We start from the raw sequence: 16,306 nt of genomic DNA, 5'->3' as shown, positions 1-16,306 counted from the left end.
ACTAATTGCCCGAGAGGCTTAACCATACAACGCTCAAGTATTTTTGTTTTCGGTTTGTTTTTTTATTGTGAAGGCGAGGCGCTGGATTTTGTGAGTAGAATCTGATGAGGGGCATCGCGAATAAAAGAATAGTATAAAGTATAAAAAGTGTAAAAGGATTATCCTGGCGGCGATAGTGCGGTGGTCCCACCTGACCCCATGCCGAACTCAGAAGTGAAACGCCGTAACGCCGATGGTAGTGTGGGGCTTCCCCATGTGAGAGTAGGTCACCGCCAGGTAGGAATAGAGAGCCCCGATAAATATCGGGGCTTTTTTTTAAAAAAATCCTTAAAAAAAACACCGCACTTTTAGTTATTATGCCCTTGTAAAACCACTCCGCCCCGCTTTGCCCTTTTATGCCTTTGCTTATCCATTCCTTATACCTTTACTTAGCCCTTAATGCCGGTAATTTAGCGGATAAGCGAAAGCGCATCACAACTATTGCTTCCGCCCTTGCGGTTGGATACAAGCCGTTAAACACACACCGTTAGAGGCCTGACGTTAACCCTTTATCCGGGAGCAGGCACTGTTTATTCTGATTAGCCCTCAATTTTTGATTAACCCTCGATGGCCTAGTATTTATACAGATTGGTGCATAAAACCTGTGCCAAGGTAGCTAAAGATGATTCCGCCCTTAGTTTAACCTGGTATTTTCGTTGTTGTTTCGGAATAAAGGGGTCGCCTTCTCCCCAAAATTCAGAGTAATAAGTCGTATTTAGCTGATCCAGCCGGTAGTTCTCGCAATTTAGTCGTTTGGCTTGGCGTATTGATTTGGCATATTTAAAAGGTTGCGGATAAAGATGAGGGCCTTTTGACAGATTAATCACCGTATCAAAATAAATCAGTTTATTATGGGCAGATTCCGACCATACGGAGTTGATATCCGCATAATATTGCCCATCGGGTGATATTTTCAGAAAACCGTTTTTTACCTGATTCGGTGTGATAATTGATTCTGTTATCGGTTTGGTCGTCTGTTGCGAAGAGCAGGCAACAAGGAACAGGGAAATAAACATAAGACTAATTTTTTTCATTTCGCCTCCTTAAACCAGAGATAAGGGCCTACTACTCAAGCCTATTGCTATTCTGGCATATTTTTAAGGACTAAGCATCAACTAAACTGAAATATCTTTCCCAATCGAAATATTGCCCCGGATCAATTTTTCGCCCCGGTGCAATATCGCAATGGCCGACAATTCTTGCTTTGTTTATTAATGGATAGGCGCGCATAATTTCTTCCGTCAAGCGACCTAGGGCGTTATATTGCGCCTCGGTAAAAGGTTGCAGGTTGCTGCCTTCAAGTTCAATACCTATCGAAAAGTCATTACATTTTTCTCTGCCTTCAAATTCGGATTGTCCGGCATGCCAGGCTCTGTCATTGAAATTAACATATTGAGTGATTAATCCTTTGCGGTTGATAAGGCAATGGGCGGAAACTCGAATTTGATAAATATTTTCAAAATAAGAATGTTGCGACGGATCCAGTTTTCCTAAGAAAAAATCATCTATGTAGTCGCCGCCGAATTGTTCCGGCGGTAGGCTTATATAGTGGATCACCAGTAGGGAAATATCCTGGGTATCGGGACGCCGGTCAAAATGAGGGGAGGCTAGACGGCGGGTATTTTCCAACCAGCCGTTTCGAATCTTTATTCTTGTTTCAGTAGGCATTAATTTGGATTTTGAGATCATGATCGAACGGGGCTTATGTTTTTCTGAAGATATTTTATCTTTGTCGGATTCTTTTTCAACCGTATCTCAATGATTTAAGCTTTCTTTTCTGGTTTAAGGAAATTATATGAAAATCAACCGCACTTTTAATCTTATTAATCTGCCGCTGAAGAAGGGTTTTACCCTTATTGAGCTTATGATTGTAATTGCCATTGTGGCAATTTTGGCCACTATTGCCGTGCCTTCCTATCAGAATTACACGAAAAAAGCGGCCGTGTCGGAGTTGCTTCAGGCTACCGCCGCCTATCGGGCGGATATTGAGCTCTGCATTTATAATACTAACGATGTAAGAAGCTGTAACGCCGGTAGCAACGGGATACGTTCTGCAATGAATGAGAGCGGTAAATATATTAAATCCGTTACGGTAAATTCCGGGGTGATCAGCGCTCAGGGAAGAGGCGCCCTAGATGGGGTAAGCTACAGTCTCACGGCAACAGGAAATGCGAATACTGGTGTTAGCTGGACGGTGGATTGTAACGATAATCAGGATATTTTCCCGGTAGGCTTCTGCAGTTAATATGTCAATAATACACACATCATATTCCGGTAGGCTGGTGAGCGATATTAACGGTGTTTGCTTTAAAATCGAAGAAAACCTATGGCAGAGAAACCGCCAGCAATGGCAGCTGTTATTGCGCTATCTTGCTTTGCCGCTACGTGAAGATGAAAGCAATCTCTGGCTCGGGGTGGACAGTTTTAACAATATTTCCGCCTGTGAGACCTTCTCCTTTCTAACAGGAAAGCTGGTTGAACCCGTTGAACTGGAAAGCGAGGTTTTAAAAGGATTATTACGCGAATTATCGCCGTCAAAGGCACAGGCGGAAGAAAATCCGTTGTTATACAGCGCGGATAACGGGCAACTCTCAGCACTGCCAAAAGAGATTGTTAATGCCAGCGATGAGCCCATGGTCCAGCTGCTGGAAGAGATTTTTGAAAACGCACGCAAAAAGAAGGCATCGGATATTCATTTAGAACCCAAATCGGATCGCTTTCAGATTAGATACCGGATTGACGGCGTATTACAGGTTTGGAAGCTGTTGGCACCGAGTCTAGCCTCCCGTTTGATTTCTCGTCTAAAATTGTTGGCCAGATTGGATATCGGTGAAAATCGATTGCCGCAGGACGGGCGTTTTTATTTTAAAACGAAATTTTCCGATCTGTTGGATTTTCGTCTTTCTACCCTACCGACCAGTTCGGGCGAAAAAGTGGTTTTGCGTTTACAGCAAAATAAACCCGTTGAGCTTTCTTTTACCGAATTAGGCATGGAACCTTGGCAGCAAGCACATTTGGAACGAATATTGAAAGCCCCGCAAGGGCTTATATTGGTAACGGGTCCCACCGGCAGCGGAAAGAGCATCTCATTATATACGGCGCTTCAATACCTTAATCAGCCGGAGAAACATATTATGACCGCGGAAGATCCCATAGAGATTGAACTTGAAGGGATTGTGCAGACTCAGGTTAATCGCCAGATTGGTTTAGATTTCAGCCGTTTGTTACGCACCTTTTTACGTCAGGATCCCGATATTATTATGTTAGGGGAAATCAGGGATGAGGAAAGCGCTGCTATTGCATTAAGAGCGGCTCAGACCGGGCATCTGGTGTTGTCCACTTTACATACGAATGACGCTCAGTCGGCAATTTCCCGTTTATTGCAATTAGGTGTACAGCAACATGAAATCGATAGCTGTTTATTACTGGTTATCGCCCAACGCCTAGTACGTAAATGTTGTCCTCTGTGTAAGGTAGGAAAGGAGGCTGTCGAAGATAACAATTGCGGCTGCTTTCAGGGATATAAGGGCAGAACCGGTATCTATCAGTTTTTGTGGCCCCGTATAGCAGGGGATAAAATCACCTATCAAACGGATTTTCCGTCTTTATTCGCTGCCGCAAAGAAAAAAGTTGAAAGCCAGATCACGGATTCGGCGGAAATCTCTCGAGTTCTGGGAGAAGAATAATGGCATTAAAACAATATCGTTGGCAGGCTATAAACCGATTTAATTTGGTACAAAAAGGGCTGATTGTTGCGGCAAGTGCATCACAGGCAAGGCAGGAATTATTTTTACGTGAGATGCGGGATATTCGTTTACAGCGTAACTGGCAGTTTATCAGAGAACCCGGATATGCCGAGGTTTGTGATCTTTTATTACAACTGGCGCTATTATTAAAATCCTCCCTACCGCTACAAGAGGCGCTATCTCTGCTACTCCTTGATTGTCATAATGTCCGCTTGAATCAATGGATTCGGGCCTTGCTCCGTGATATAGAAAGCGGCTTGCCTTTATCGGTATCCGTAGAAGCTCAGGGAAAATATCTGTCGTTTCAGGATTGCCGACTGATTCAAGCCGGTGAAATGACAGGGCAGTTAGCACGGGTTTGTGGTGAAATAGCGGTGAATAAGCAGCAATCTTTAGCATTACGACGAAAAATACAAAAAATTTCCCTATATCCTCTGTTTGTGCTGATAATCAGCTTGATTATGAGTACGGTACTATTGCTGTTTATCGTCCCAGAATTTTCACTAATGTATGCGAATAATGGCGCGGAACTTCCTGCTATTACCGCCGCTTTATTATTTTTATCCGCTTTTTTGCAACAGTATTTGGGGGCGCTGATATTAATTATCGTGCTATCCATATGTTTGTTTAGGTTACGTTTGCGCCATTCCTCCTGGTGTCATGCTCAAAAGAGCGCTTTTATTAATTCGGTTCCGTTACTGGGAAAAATTAAACGCCTATCCCGTTTAATCGCGTTCTGTCGTTCTTTGCAGCTGATGTTAGGAGCCGGCGTCCCTATTAATCAGGCCCTTGAATCTTTTTTACCTCGGCATGAAAAGCGGCGGCAAGGTGTTCATATGCAAGAGGATTTTATTTTAACTCGTGAAATCGGTTTTATTTTACAAGGTATCGCTCGGGGCTATAGTTTTTCCGACAGTGTCGGATCGGAACTTTTTCCCGCCAAAGCACGAAAAATGTTACAGGTCGGCGAGCAATCCGGCGAATTAAATATTATGCTGCAGCATATTGCCGAGAGCTACGGACAGCAACTGGAACATCGGATAGCGCTACTGTCTCAATTGTTGGAACCTATTTTAATGCTTATTATCGGCGGGTTAATAGGTCTTATTATGCTGGGCATGTACTTACCGATTTTCAATATGGGGGCATTTTTACAATGATATTGTGCCTGTTTGTTTTATGCGGGTTAGGCGCCGGTAGCTGGGTCCATTATTATTGCCGCTTTTTTGCTCCCCGGGTTGCCGTTGAGGTACATAGCGCCTATTGTGAAATATTTGCAGACAACCCGCCGCCGCTTAGCATGGAATCTTCCGTATTAAAACCGTTGAAGCTAGGCGCTTGCTATAAATACGCCTGTTATGGGGCGCTTTTTTTCTTGCTGTGCGCCCTTATCATCGGACAGAATACAACGGCCTTCAGCTTCGCCCTATATTGTTCGCTTCTCTATGCGGTTTCACGCTTGGATTATCATTACCGTCTGATTGATGTTGCCCTCTGTCAGATATTAATGGCATTAGGGCTTATTAGCGCCCACCTAAATGCTATTCCGCTCTCCGTGCCACAAAGCCTGTTTAGTCTTGCCTGCGGATTTTGTATTTTTAAGTCCGTTTATCATTTGTCTTATCTCTTTTATCAACAGGAAGTTTTCGGCGCCGGCGATTATTGGCTGATTGCCGGGGTGTCGGCATTTATTTCTTGGCGGCAATTACCCTTAATGATCTTTGGCGCTTGTTGCTGCGCACTAATATATGCGCTGTATCTAAAATTATTATCAAAAGATAATTCATTGATTCCTTTTGCGCCTTTTCTTTCCTTATCCGCAGTTTTTATATTTGGATTAAACATGTTAGGATAGGCGCAGAATTCAGTCGGAGGACATATGCCTTATATCGTCGGGCTTACAGGTGGTATTGGCAGCGGTAAAAGCACCGTCGCCGAACAATTTGTTAAATTGGGGGCAGCATTAGTGGATGCCGATGTGGTTGCCCGTCAGGTTGTGGAAAAAGGCTCACCGGCATTGGCTGAAATCAAAACATATTTCGGTCGCGGGATTTTAACCGAAAGCGGAGAGTTGAACCGCGGACTGTTACGCGAATTGGTTTTCGCCAATGAACAGGCGCGTCATTGGCTGAATAATCTGCTACACCCGCTGATTCGGGAAGAAATGCAGCGACAATTAGGGCAGCAGCAATCGCCCTATGTGATTTTTGCCGTTCCTTTGCTTATTGAGAATCGGCTGAACGATCTTTGCGATCGTATTTTAGTGGTGGATGTTAACCCGGAAACTCAGCTGGCGCGTGCCGCACGGCGAGATAAAAACAAATTAGAGCAGATTCGGCGTATTATGCAGGCTCAGATTAGTCGTGAACAGCGGTTGGCATTTGCCGATGATGTTATTGATAATAACCAAGAACTTGCTGATAGTCAGGACAGTTTACAGCGACAAATAGCCAATTTGCATCTCTTATATTTACGTTTGGCAGAAGAGAAAAAACAACATGAGTGATGATATTTTCAGCGTTGAATGCCCCCATTGTAAAAAAGCGGTTGAATGGTCGAACCGGAGTCCTTATCGACCCTTTTGCAGTAAACGTTGTCAGATGATTGATCTGGGCGAATGGGCGGCGGAAGAGAAAGCGATTCCCTGTGAAAGCGCAGATTTTTCCGCCGCTCCGGAATTTGATAGCGAATGGACGCAATCTCGGGGATAAATTATGTATATTCAGCATAAACAGGAAGGGGAACAGGGAAAGTTTGCGTATCTGGATGCCGAGGGAAAAGAAATTGCGGTGTTGAGCTATTATTTTGTGGACGGGCGGACAATCAATGCTCATCATACCTATGTTCCCGCCGCTTTCCGCGGTCAGGGCCTGGCCGACGGGTTATATCGGGCGTTGCGGGACTTTGTACGGGAAAAAGACTTAAAGCTGATACCCAGTTGCAGTTATATCGCCGCCAAATGGCAGCGTGAACAAGCATAGGGTTTATATTTATGCTGTTTTCAGCATTTTGAGAAAATATTGAGATTTTTGTTTGATCTTGTTAGAATTCTCCCCACTTTTAAGTTCGGGGAGAATTTTATTTTTACTCCCTCTTAAATGTAAGTTCGGAAGAAGGTAGCTGGAGAGTGAAGAATTGACTTCACGCCGACGAGGTAAAATCTTTCAGGCGCGGAATTATCCGCAAGGACTGTTACTGGACGAACCCTTGGAGAGATCCCGGTGGCGGAGGATTATATGTATCCCATTTCCGTCTACTGAAGGACGCCGAAGGCGCAAAAGAGCGGTCGAATTTTCGATTGTTTTTGAAACGCTCAGGCAAAAGGACAGGGGCAGAAAGATTACTCGGTAAAATAACACACGATTTTCTATGGTGTGTTTTTTCTCTTTTTATTATCCGCAACAACTCTTTTCGCCTCCTTGTATTGCTGTTTACGAGGAATCAATTATGTCGATAGAAGCTATCTTATCATCGGTAAATTCTTTTATCTGGGGACCGCCGCTGCTTATTCTGTTATCGGGGACAGGATTATATTTAACCCTCCGTTTAGGTTTTATTCAAATTTTTCAATTACCTCGAGCGATGGGGTATTTATTCCGTAAAGAGCGAGGGAATCAGCAAAAAGGGGACGTATCGGCCTTTGCCGCACTTTGTACCGCACTTTCCGCGACCATAGGTACGGGGAATATCGTCGGGGTGGCTACCGCCATTCAGGCAGGCGGGCCGGGAGCAATGTTCTGGATGTGGTTGGTCGCCTTGCTCGGTATGGCGACTAAGTATGCGGAATGTCTGCTGGCGATAAAATATCGGGTCAGAGATAAAAACGGATTTATGGCGGGCGGCCCGATGTACTATATTGAACGCGGACTCGGGTTAAAATGGCTGGCTAAATTTTTTGCCGTATTCGGGGTTATGGTCGCTTTTTTCGGTATCGGAACCTTCCCTCAGGTCAATGCGATAACTCATGCTATGCAGGATACTTTTTCTGTACCGATCTTTGTTAGTGCGGCGCTGGTTACATTACTGGTGGCATTAATTATTCTCGGCGGGGTAAAACGTATCGCTGCGGTATCTTCCTATATCGTTCCTTTTATGGCGGTTTTTTATGTGGCCACATCCGTAATTATTTTAATTCTGAATGCGGATAAGGTTCCTGCCGCTTTAGCTTTGATCGTTGAAAGTGCATTTAATCCGCAAGCCGCATTAGGCGGCGGTTTGGGCTTTACCATGATGCAGGCCATTCAATCGGGGGTGGCTCGCGGCATTTTCTCCAACGAATCGGGGCTAGGTAGTGCGCCTATTGCGGCTGCCGCGGCACAAACAAAAGAACCGGTACGGCAGGGATTGATTTCAATGACAGGTACCTTTTTGGATACCATAATTGTTTGTTCTATGACCGGACTGGTATTGGTGATTACGGGGGCATGGCAGGCGGGAGTTGAAGGTTCTGCGGTAACCAATTTCGCTTTTTCTCAAGGGTTGGGATCCGGTTGGGGAGCCACTATCGTAACTGTGGGTTTGCTGTTTTTCGCTTTTACCACTATTCTCGGTTGGTGCTATTACGGAGAACGTTGTTTTGTTTATCTGGTCGGTATTAAGGGGATCAAACTGTATCGTTTGGTATTTATCCTGTTAATTGCCTGCGGTGCATTTATTAAATTGAATGTTATTTGGATTATTGCCGATATTGTTAACGGTTTAATGGCTTTCCCTAATTTGATCGCATTGATCGGCTTGCGTCATATTATTATCAATGAAACAAAAGACTATTTTCTGCGTTTGCGCAATAACGGAATCAATGAAGAAGAAGGGGAAATCTCCGCCGGTTAACAGAACCTGTTGTTTCGAAGAAAGATGAAAAAACGTTTTATAACTTTCAGATAATAGCAGTTTTAAGCAGAAATAGAATTTCTTTTTTCCGTTTATCCAAGGGAAATCATATTTTCTTCTGTTTCTGTTTGTATTCATAACAAAGTACTTGAAAAGTAATGGCGACATAGTTATGTTGTATAACATGGAATCTAAGAACGAGAGTAGAAATACTCCTTATTAAAGCGAAGAGGTAAATGCTATGACATTAAATATCACAAGCAAACAAATGGATATTACACCGGCCATCCGCGCTCATGTTGAAGAACGGCTTGCTAAGTTAGGGAAATGGCAAACGCAGTTAATTAATCCTCATTTTGTCTTAAGTAAAATTCCGCAGGGTTTCTCCGTTGAGGCCACAATCACTACTCCGAACGGTAATTTATTTGCCGGTGCAGAGTCCGACGATATGTATAAAGCAATTAATGAAGTGGAAGAAAAATTAGAAAGACAGCTGAATAAATTGCAACACAAAAGCGAAGCCCGCCGAGCTGACGAGCGTTTAAAGGATTCTTTCGAATAGTTTTTATCTGAGGAATAGAGCGGTTAGTTAAGGCTAACCGCTTTTTTATTGCCGTATAACAGGCGGAGCTGTCGATTACTTTTCCTGTTTCTTAATTTCATCCCAGAGTAAATCCATTTCCTGTAGTGAAGTTTGAGAAAAATCCTTGTCCTCTTGCTTGAGTTTTTTTTCCACAGCCCTGAAGCGGCGTTCAAATTTTCGGTTGGCTTTACGCAGGCTTTCCTCAGGTCGGCACTGAGCATGGCGGGCCAAATTTACGGCGGCAAACAATAAATCGCCGATTTCCTCTTCAATACGCGCCGGTACCGGCGGACAACAAGCAAGCTCCTGGCGCACTTCCTGTAATTCCTCTTCCACTTTGGCGGCAACCTGATTGATATCCTCCCAGTCAAAGCCGACTTTGGCGCAACGTTTTTGTAATTTTTCAGCTCGCATCAAAGCAGGAAAGGCCTGAGGGATATTATCCAATATCGAGGTATAGGCTTTCTTTTGGTTTTCCTCCGCTTTAACCGCATTCCAGTTTTCCAGCGCTTCTTGCTCATTGGTAGCGGACTTATCGCCAAAGACATGCGGATGGCGGCGTAGGATCTTTTCCGAAATATCGCACACCACATCCTCAAAAGTAAATATTTGCTCTTCGGCGGCCAGTTGACTGAGAAAAACTACCTGCAACAGCAAATCTCCCAGTTCTTCCCGTAGATTCTGCATATTGTTTTGCTCAATGGCTTCGATTACTTCATAACTTTCTTCCAGCACACAGGGTATCATTGAACGGTAATTTTGTTTTAGATCCCAGGGACAACCATCTTTCGGATCACGTAATTTAGCTATTAGTCGGACAAAATGATCAATATTGGTTTGCATATTCTTATTCTCTTTTTATATATGAAATAACGGAATGATATAAGGGCGGTTATTGTAGCATAATTCAGATGATCTATAATGTAGCATATAAAGTCTTTTTTATCCGGAATGTTTCTTATTGATATAAAATAAGAAACTTTTATCAGAACGTGATCAAGTTCAATTTTTTTTCGCAGTGAGAATGCTAGTATTGTCATATACTAAGATTGTTCCTCGGATTAAATAAGGAGTTCATTATGTACAAGCATATATTAGTTGCTGTCGATCTCTCTGATGAAAGTCCGGTGCTTTTGAAAAAGGCAGCCGGCGTAGCACAGAGACATGGGGCGAAACTCTCTATTATTCATGTTGATGTGAATTTCTCCGATCTCTATACCGGGTTGATTGACGTTAATATGTCTTCCATGCAGGAGCGTATTTCAACGGAAACTCAGCAGGCGCTGCTGGAATTATCCGAACATTCGGATTATCCGATCAGCGAAAAACTCAGTGGTAGCGGCGATTTAGGTCAAGTGCTTGCCGATGCCATAGAGCAGTATGATATTGACCTTCTGGTTACGGGGCATCATCAGGACTTCTGGAGTAAGTTAATGTCTTCTACGCGCCAGGTGATGAATAACATTACGATAGATATGTTGATCGTTCCTTTGCGTGACGACGAATAGCCGAAAAAACTTATAAAAAAATAACCGCACTTTCACTTATCGAACAGTGCGGTTAGTTTTTGTTGCAAATATATTACTCTGATGAGTTTTTTAAATATTTCGAACTGTTATTTTATAACTCATGATTATATAAATAAGCACGGATAATAACATAATTTATATATAGTATCTGATAAAAACCCGTTCTATAAATCCGAAAAGTATGCCACAATACGCAACGCAAATACCTATTGGAATAAAAAATAATATAAACAGCAAGGTTTATAAATGAAAACAACAGCTCAAATCAGACAGTCTTTTTTAGATTTTTTTCAGAGTAAAGGGCATCGAATTGTCGAAAGCAGTTCTCTGGTACCGGAGAATGATCCGACATTACTTTTCACCAATGCGGGAATGAACCAGTTTAAGGATGTGTTTCTCGGCTTGGATAAACGCGCTTACAGCAGAGCCACCACTTCGCAGCGTTGCGTACGTGCGGGCGGTAAACACAATGACCTGGAAAATGTAGGTTATACCGCTCGTCATCACACTTTTTTCGAGATGCTCGGTAATTTCAGCTTCGGCGATTATTTTAAGGCGGATGCTATTCCCTTTGCTTGGGAATTTCTGACTTCTCCGCAATGGTTGGGGTTGCCGAAAGAAAAATTATGGGTAACCGTTTATGAAACCGATGATGAGGCTTATAACATCTGGCATCAAAACATAGGTATCCCGGCGGAACGAATTATTCGGATCGGCGATAATAAAGGCGCGCCTTATGCCTCGGATAATTTCTGGCAAATGGGAGACACAGGTCCTTGCGGGCCTTGTACCGAAATTTTTTATGATCACGGCGAACATATTTGGGGAGGCCCGCCGGGCTCGCCGGAGGAAGACGGAGATCGCTATATTGAAATCTGGAATATCGTCTTTATGCAGTTTAACCGTCTGGCTGACGGCACTATGGAAAAACTGCCGAAACCTTCCGTCGATACGGGAATGGGGTTAGAGCGTATTAGTGCGGTTTTACAGCATGTTAATTCGAATTATGAAATTGATATTTTCCGGACTTTAATTGCCAAGGTCGCTGAACTGACCGGTGAAGAGGACTTAGCTAACAAATCCCTGCGAGTAATTGCCGATCATATTCGTTCTTGCGCCTATTTAGTGGCGGACGGTGTTATGCCGTCCAATGAAGGTCGCGGTTATGTATTACGACGGATTATCCGCCGCGCTGTTCGGCATGGAAATCTGTTGGGAGCGAAACAGGCTTTCTTCTATAAACTGGTTGCACCTTTAGCGCAGGTAATGGGGCATGCGGGCGAGATTTTAACGGCGAAGCAGGCACAGATTGAAAAAGTTCTGAAAACGGAAGAGGAGCAGTTTGCCCGAACTCTGGAACGAGGACTGGCCCTGTTAGACGAAACCCTGAATAAACTGGAGAATAACCTGTTATCCGGCGAAGTGGCTTTTAAACTGTATGATACTTACGGTTTTCCATTGGATCTGACCGCCGATGTTTGCCGTGAGCGTAATATCCGTATCGATGAAGCCGGGTTTGAACGGGAAATGCAGGCACAGCGCGCCCGTGCTCAAGCAAACAGTAATTTTGCCGTTGATTATAATAATGTGATTAAAACGGAAGGTGAAACCGGGTTTGAAGGTTATACCCACGTACGTAGCGATGATCTGAAGGTTGTGGGCTTATTCTGTGAAGGGAAAGCGGTGGACAGTATTCGGGCCGGTGAAAAAGCGGTTGTTATTTTAGATAAGACCCCATTTTATGCCGAGTCCGGCGGTCAGATTGGCGACAGCGGTTATCTTATTGCCGAGTCGGCAAGCTTCCGTACCGAAGATACGCAGAAATACGGCCAGGTTTTTGCTCATATAGGCCGGCTTGAATCAGGTAGTCTTAGTATCGGCGATAACATTGAAGCGCGGGTGGATAGCGAGCGTCGCCATGCCATTACTCTTAACCATAGTGCGACCCATTTATTGCATGCCGCATTGCGCCAGGTTCTGGGCGAGCATGTGGCGCAAAAAGGCTCTCTGGTTTCCGATAATGCCTTGCGTTTTGATTTTGTTCAGCCGGAAGCCGTAAGCCGGGCCCAGTTGGACGAAATAGAACGTATTATTAACCGCAAAATTCGCGATAATCTTGAAGTGGTTACCGAAGTCATGGATTTGGAACAGGCGAAGCAGCAGGGCGCCATGGCCTTATTCGGTGAAAAATACGGCGCTCAAGTGCGCGTCGTTAAAATGAGCGAATTTTCCATTGAACTGTGCGGCGGTACGCATGTCAAACGTACCGGCGACATAGGCTTATTTAAAATCGTTGCTGAGGGAGCCGTGGCGGCGGGAATTCGTCGTATTGAAGCGGTAACCGGAGAAGCTGCGATAGACTGGCTGCATAATCAACAACATATAGTTGAGCAAAGCGGCGAACTATTAAAATCCGACGCCTCCACAATGGTGGAAAAAATCCGTCAGTTGCAGGAAAAGGCGAAAAAAACGGAAAAAGAATTGCAGCAGCTGAAAGAAAAAGCGGCGATGCATGCCGGTTCGGATCTCGCGAAAAGTGCGGTCAAAATAAAGGATATTTCCGTTATTATGCAGCGACTTGAGGGCGTAGAACCGAAAACTTTACGAATTATGGTTGATGATCTTAAAAATCAGCTCGGTTCGGGAGTGATTGTTTTTGCCTCCGTAATTGAAGATAAAGTCAATTTAATTGCGGGAGTAACAAATGATTTAACCGGTAAAATAAAAGCCGGCGAGCTGGTCAATATCATGGCTCAGCAGGTTGGCGGAAAAGGAGGCGGCCGTCCGGATATGGCAATGGCGGGCGGTTCTCAGCCTGAGAATATAACTGCGGCATTAAATCAATGTGAAAATTGGTTAAATGCTCATTTATAACTCTTTGCAGTAACTTTATTTTTGGAGCAATATTCCGTCGCTAGCGGCGGAAATTGTTAGGAATTCAATGAAGAATAAGGACATTACAGACACTATAAGGATATTAAAATCAAAATGATGGTGAGAGAGTCTGTATGCTAATATTAACCCGTAAAGTCGGCGAGAGCCTGCTCGTTGGTGATGATATATCCATTACTATTTTAAACGTACGCGGTAACCAAGTGAAAATCGGTGTGAATGCGCCGAAAGACGTTTCGGTTCATCGTGAAGAAATCTACCAACGTATTAAGCAAGCCGCTGAAGAAGACGGCGAAAAATAATTGTAACCGCGCGAATCGGAGATGTAATGAGTACATTAACCTGTTTTAAGGCTTATGATATCCGGGGCCGTTTAGGTGATGAATTGAATGAGGATATCGCTTATCGTATCGGCCGTGCCTTCGGACAATTTCTGCAACCGCAAACCGTGGTTGTCGGCGGAGACGTACGTTTAACCAGCAAATCGCTGAAAAGCGCGGTTACCAACGGTTTATTGGATGCGGGGGTGAATGTTATCGATTTGGGAGAAGTGGGTACCGAAGAAGTTTATTTCGCCACCTCATTTTTACAGGCCGACGGCGGTATCGAAGTAACCGCCAGTCATAATCCGATGGACTATAACGGGCTTAAATTGGTGCGCAAAGGTTCGCGTCCAATCAGTGCCGATAGCGGCTTGGCGGATATTCGTCGCCTGGCGGAAGAAAATGCTTTTCCGCCGGTTAGCCGGCGCGGTTTGTATCGTCAGCAGTCCGTACTCGGTGATTATGTGGAGCATTTATTATCCTATATTAATTGCGATAACCTGAAACCTTTGAAATTGGTGATTAACTCCGGTAACGGAGCGGCAGGACATGTAATCGATGCCATTGAAGCTCAATTTAAAGCGCGACATGTCCCGGTTGAATTGGTGAAAGTTCATAACAACCCGGACGGTTCTTTCCCACATGGTATTCCTAACCCGATTCTGCCCGAGAATCGCCAAGATACCATAGATGCGGTGCTAGCCCAGGGCGCGGATATGGGAATTGCCTTTGACGGTGATTTTGACCGCTGTTTCCTGTTTGATGAAAAAGGCCGCTTTATTGAGGGTTATTATATTGTGGGCTTGCTGGCCAAAGCTTTTCTGCAGAAAAAACCGGGGGCGAAGATTATTTATGATCCGCGTTTGATCTGGAATACTCTGAAACTGGTGGAAGAAAGCGGCGGCGAAGCGATAATGTCCAAGTCCGGCCATTCTTTTATCAAAGAGAAAATGCGCGAAGTTGATGCGATTTACGGCGGTGAAATGAGCGCACATCATTATTTTCGCGATTTCTTCTACTGCGACAGCGGTATGATTCCTTGGTTATTGGTGTTGGAACTGGTTTGCAGTACCGGTCGCACTTTGGGTGAACTGGTCAGTGCAAGCGTTGATGCTTTCCCTTCGCCGGGCGAGATCAATAGTAAGCTTGCAGATGCTGAGGCAGCTATTGCCCGGGTACGCTCCGCCTATGAGCAAGACGCTATCCGTACGGAAGATATTGACGGGATCAGTATCGAATATCCGGATTGGCGTTTTAACCTACGCAGTTCGAATACGGAGCCGGTGGTGCGCCTGAATCTGGAAACTCGTGGCGATAAGACGCTGATGGCGGAAAAAACCGAACAGATTTTAACATTACTCCGTCAGTAAAAACTTAGTAAAAAACACACCGCACTTTATTTTTCCGAGATTAAAGTGCGGTGATTTCTTAGATAAAAAATAAATTAGAGAAAAAAATGAAAGTGATTATTCCCGTAGCCGGTTTGGGAACCCGCATGTTGCCGGCGACAAAAGCCATTCCAAAAGAAATGCTGACTTTAGTGGATAAGCCCCTAATTCAATATGTGGTCAACGAATGTATCGCCGCAGGGATTAAAGATATCGTGTTGGTAACCCATTCGTCGAAGAATGCCATCGAAAACCATTTCGATACATCTTTCGAATTGGAAACCATGTTAGAAAAACGAGTGAAGCGTCAGTTATTGGAAGAAGTGCGCTCTATTTGTCCGAAAGACGTTACCATTATGCATGTGCGTCAGGGTAATGCCAAAGGCTTGGGGCATGCGGTATTGTGCGGTCGTCCGTTAGTGGGTAACGAACCTTTTGCGGTTGTTTTGCCGGACGTCTTACTGGCGGATTTCAGTGCGGATCAGAAAAGTGAAAATTTAGCGGCGATGATTAAACGCTTTGAGCAAACGAATATCAGTCAGATTATGGTATCTCCGGTCAGCAAAGAGGAAGTCAGCAGCTACGGTATCGTTGATTGCAAAGGCGCAGAAATCGGTGCCGGGGAGAGTGCAGCAATCAGTAATATTGTAGAAAAACCGAGTCCGGAACAAGCGCCTTCCAACCTTTCCGTCGTCGGCCGCTATGTATTTTCCGCTTCCATTTGGGATTTGCTGGAAAAAACACCGATTGGCGTAGGCGATGAAATTCAGCTGACCGATGCTATTGATATGTTGATTGCACAGGAAAAAGTGGAAGCCTTCCATATGAGCGGCGAAGCTTTCGATTGTGGTGATAAAATCGGCTATATGCAGGCATTTGTCGAGTACGGGTTGCATCATGAAAAATTAGGGGCTCAGTTTAAAGATTATGTAAAAAAACTGGCTAAGCGCCTGTAATTCGACGTTTTTTATTATAA

Annotated in this window: 17 protein-coding genes, 1 rRNA gene and 2 riboswitches; of the genes, 15 read left to right on the top strand and 3 right to left on the bottom strand. The window is 44.3% G+C overall.

The features are described from left to right. Positions 1 to 162 precede the first annotated feature (162 nt). A 5S ribosomal RNA gene (gene rrf / locus EDC45_RS06070) occupies positions 163 to 278 on the top strand. A gap of 333 nt (positions 279 to 611) precedes the next feature. On the opposite strand, the gene EDC45_RS06065 is transcribed toward rrf, so the two are convergent. Continuing rightward, positions 612 to 1,073, bottom strand: coding sequence for a surface-adhesin E family protein (locus EDC45_RS06065; protein WP_133544490.1), 462 nt, complete (start codon positions 1,071 to 1,073; stop codon positions 612 to 614). 70 nt (positions 1,074 to 1,143) lie between these two features. Then, positions 1,144 to 1,707, bottom strand: coding sequence for a 1,6-anhydro-N-acetylmuramyl-L-alanine amidase AmpD (gene ampD / locus EDC45_RS06060; protein ID WP_133544488.1), 564 nt, complete (start codon positions 1,705 to 1,707; stop codon positions 1,144 to 1,146). Between the two features lie 127 nt (positions 1,708 to 1,834). Between ampD and ppdD the strand changes: the two genes are divergently transcribed. From ppdD to raiA, 9 genes are all read left to right on the top strand, one after another. Next, the gene (gene ppdD, locus EDC45_RS06055) at positions 1,835 to 2,284 is read left to right on the top strand and encodes a prepilin peptidase-dependent pilin (protein WP_133544486.1); all 450 of its coding nucleotides are present in this window, start codon (positions 1,835 to 1,837) and stop codon (positions 2,282 to 2,284) included. Between the two features lies 1 nt (position 2,285). After that, a complete protein-coding gene (locus tag EDC45_RS06050) occupies positions 2,286 to 3,725 on the top strand; it encodes a GspE/PulE family protein (RefSeq protein WP_133544484.1) in 1,440 nt (479 codons plus the stop codon). Then, positions 3,725 to 4,945: a type II secretion system F family protein gene (locus tag EDC45_RS06045; RefSeq protein WP_133544481.1), complete on the top strand. Its 1,221-nt coding sequence runs from the start codon at positions 3,725 to 3,727 to the stop codon at positions 4,943 to 4,945. Before EDC45_RS06050 ends, EDC45_RS06045 begins: the two co-directional genes overlap by 1 nt. Beyond that, positions 4,942 to 5,640, top strand: coding sequence for a prepilin peptidase (locus tag EDC45_RS06040; RefSeq protein WP_133544479.1), 699 nt, complete (start codon positions 4,942 to 4,944; stop codon positions 5,638 to 5,640). The genes EDC45_RS06045 and EDC45_RS06040 overlap by 4 nt, the downstream gene beginning before the upstream one ends. A 24-nt stretch (positions 5,641 to 5,664) precedes the next feature. Continuing rightward, on the top strand, positions 5,665 to 6,291 hold the full coding sequence (gene coaE, locus EDC45_RS06035) for a dephospho-CoA kinase (protein ID WP_133544477.1): 627 nt from the start codon (positions 5,665 to 5,667) through the stop codon (positions 6,289 to 6,291). After that, on the top strand, positions 6,284 to 6,496 hold the full coding sequence (gene yacG, locus EDC45_RS06030) for a DNA gyrase inhibitor YacG (protein WP_133544475.1): 213 nt from the start codon (positions 6,284 to 6,286) through the stop codon (positions 6,494 to 6,496). Before coaE ends, yacG begins: the two co-directional genes overlap by 8 nt. 3 nt (positions 6,497 to 6,499) lie before the next feature. Further along, a complete protein-coding gene (locus EDC45_RS06025) occupies positions 6,500 to 6,766 on the top strand; it encodes a GNAT family N-acetyltransferase (RefSeq protein ID WP_133544473.1) in 267 nt (88 codons plus the stop codon). Positions 6,767 to 6,895: 129 nt separating this feature from the next. Then, positions 6,896 to 6,987, top strand: a riboswitch (glycine riboswitch). Next, positions 6,988 to 7,124: riboswitch (glycine riboswitch) on the top strand. It abuts the riboswitch before it with no gap. 108 nt (positions 7,125 to 7,232) lie between these two features. Next, the gene (locus EDC45_RS06020; RefSeq protein ID WP_133544471.1) at positions 7,233 to 8,615 is read left to right on the top strand and encodes an alanine/glycine:cation symporter family protein; all 1,383 of its coding nucleotides are present in this window, start codon (positions 7,233 to 7,235) and stop codon (positions 8,613 to 8,615) included. Positions 8,616 to 8,856: 241 nt separating this feature from the next. Further along, a complete protein-coding gene (gene raiA, locus EDC45_RS06015; protein WP_133544469.1) occupies positions 8,857 to 9,177 on the top strand; it encodes a ribosome-associated translation inhibitor RaiA in 321 nt (106 codons plus the stop codon). Positions 9,178 to 9,252: 75 nt separating this feature from the next. On the opposite strand, the gene mazG is transcribed toward raiA, so the two are convergent. Further along, positions 9,253 to 10,041 carry a nucleoside triphosphate pyrophosphohydrolase gene (gene mazG / locus EDC45_RS06010; RefSeq protein WP_133544467.1) on the bottom strand — a complete coding sequence of 263 codons (789 nt, stop codon included), beginning with the start codon at positions 10,039 to 10,041 and terminating at the stop codon, positions 9,253 to 9,255. A 236-nt stretch (positions 10,042 to 10,277) separates the two neighbouring features. Between mazG and uspA the strand changes: the two genes are divergently transcribed. The 5 genes from uspA to galU all read left to right on the top strand — a co-directional run bounded on the left by uspA (position 10,278) and on the right by galU (position 16,286). Next, the gene (gene uspA / locus EDC45_RS06005; RefSeq protein ID WP_133544465.1) at positions 10,278 to 10,706 is read left to right on the top strand and encodes a universal stress protein UspA; all 429 of its coding nucleotides are present in this window, start codon (positions 10,278 to 10,280) and stop codon (positions 10,704 to 10,706) included. 267 nt (positions 10,707 to 10,973) lie between these two features. Next, positions 10,974 to 13,601, top strand: a complete 2,628-nt coding sequence (gene alaS, locus EDC45_RS06000) for an alanine--tRNA ligase (RefSeq protein WP_133544463.1) — start codon at positions 10,974 to 10,976, stop codon at positions 13,599 to 13,601. A 134-nt stretch (positions 13,602 to 13,735) separates the two neighbouring features. Continuing rightward, positions 13,736 to 13,921 (top strand): carbon storage regulator CsrA, encoded by a 186-nt coding sequence (gene csrA / locus EDC45_RS05995; RefSeq protein ID WP_133544461.1) that lies wholly within the window; start codon positions 13,736 to 13,738, stop codon positions 13,919 to 13,921. Positions 13,922 to 13,947: 26 nt separating this feature from the next. After that, entirely contained in the window at positions 13,948 to 15,312 is a 1,365-nt protein-coding gene (locus EDC45_RS05990; RefSeq protein WP_133544459.1) for a phosphohexomutase domain-containing protein, read from the top strand. Positions 15,313 to 15,398: 86 nt separating this feature from the next. Then, the gene (gene galU, locus EDC45_RS05985; RefSeq protein WP_133544457.1) at positions 15,399 to 16,286 is read left to right on the top strand and encodes a UTP--glucose-1-phosphate uridylyltransferase GalU; all 888 of its coding nucleotides are present in this window, start codon (positions 15,399 to 15,401) and stop codon (positions 16,284 to 16,286) included. Positions 16,287 to 16,306: the final 20 nt, after the last annotated feature.

This window comes from Mesocricetibacter intestinalis, assembly GCF_004363295.1.
Classification (GTDB): Bacteria; Pseudomonadota; Gammaproteobacteria; order Enterobacterales; family Pasteurellaceae; genus Mesocricetibacter; species Mesocricetibacter intestinalis.
This window is presented reverse-complemented; position numbering and strand designations above follow the sequence as displayed.

Excerpts from the sequence above, each read along its gene's own strand:
- EDC45_RS06065 (WP_133544490.1), bottom strand. The coding sequence starts at position 1,073 with ATGAAAAAAATTAGTCTTATGTTTATTTCCCTGTTCCTTGTTGCCTGC.
- ampD (WP_133544488.1), bottom strand. The coding sequence starts at position 1,707 with ATGCCTACTGAAACAAGAATAAAGATTCGAAACGGCTGGTTGGAAAAT.
- ppdD (WP_133544486.1), top strand. The coding sequence starts at position 1,835 with ATGAAAATCAACCGCACTTTTAATCTTATTAATCTGCCGCTGAAGAAG.
- EDC45_RS06050 (WP_133544484.1), top strand. The coding sequence starts at position 2,286 with ATGTCAATAATACACACATCATATTCCGGTAGGCTGGTGAGCGATATT.
- EDC45_RS06045 (WP_133544481.1), top strand. The coding sequence starts at position 3,725 with ATGGCATTAAAACAATATCGTTGGCAGGCTATAAACCGATTTAATTTG.
- EDC45_RS06040 (WP_133544479.1), top strand. The coding sequence starts at position 4,942 with ATGATATTGTGCCTGTTTGTTTTATGCGGGTTAGGCGCCGGTAGCTGG.
- coaE (WP_133544477.1), top strand. The coding sequence starts at position 5,665 with ATGCCTTATATCGTCGGGCTTACAGGTGGTATTGGCAGCGGTAAAAGC.
- yacG (WP_133544475.1), top strand. The coding sequence starts at position 6,284 with ATGAGTGATGATATTTTCAGCGTTGAATGCCCCCATTGTAAAAAAGCG.
- EDC45_RS06025 (WP_133544473.1), top strand. The coding sequence starts at position 6,500 with ATGTATATTCAGCATAAACAGGAAGGGGAACAGGGAAAGTTTGCGTAT.
- EDC45_RS06020 (WP_133544471.1), top strand. The coding sequence starts at position 7,233 with ATGTCGATAGAAGCTATCTTATCATCGGTAAATTCTTTTATCTGGGGA.
- raiA (WP_133544469.1), top strand. The coding sequence starts at position 8,857 with ATGACATTAAATATCACAAGCAAACAAATGGATATTACACCGGCCATC.
- mazG (WP_133544467.1), bottom strand. The coding sequence starts at position 10,041 with ATGCAAACCAATATTGATCATTTTGTCCGACTAATAGCTAAATTACGT.
- uspA (WP_133544465.1), top strand. The coding sequence starts at position 10,278 with ATGTACAAGCATATATTAGTTGCTGTCGATCTCTCTGATGAAAGTCCG.
- alaS (WP_133544463.1), top strand. The coding sequence starts at position 10,974 with ATGAAAACAACAGCTCAAATCAGACAGTCTTTTTTAGATTTTTTTCAG.
- csrA (WP_133544461.1), top strand. The coding sequence starts at position 13,736 with ATGCTAATATTAACCCGTAAAGTCGGCGAGAGCCTGCTCGTTGGTGAT.
- EDC45_RS05990 (WP_133544459.1), top strand. The coding sequence starts at position 13,948 with ATGAGTACATTAACCTGTTTTAAGGCTTATGATATCCGGGGCCGTTTA.
- galU (WP_133544457.1), top strand. The coding sequence starts at position 15,399 with ATGAAAGTGATTATTCCCGTAGCCGGTTTGGGAACCCGCATGTTGCCG.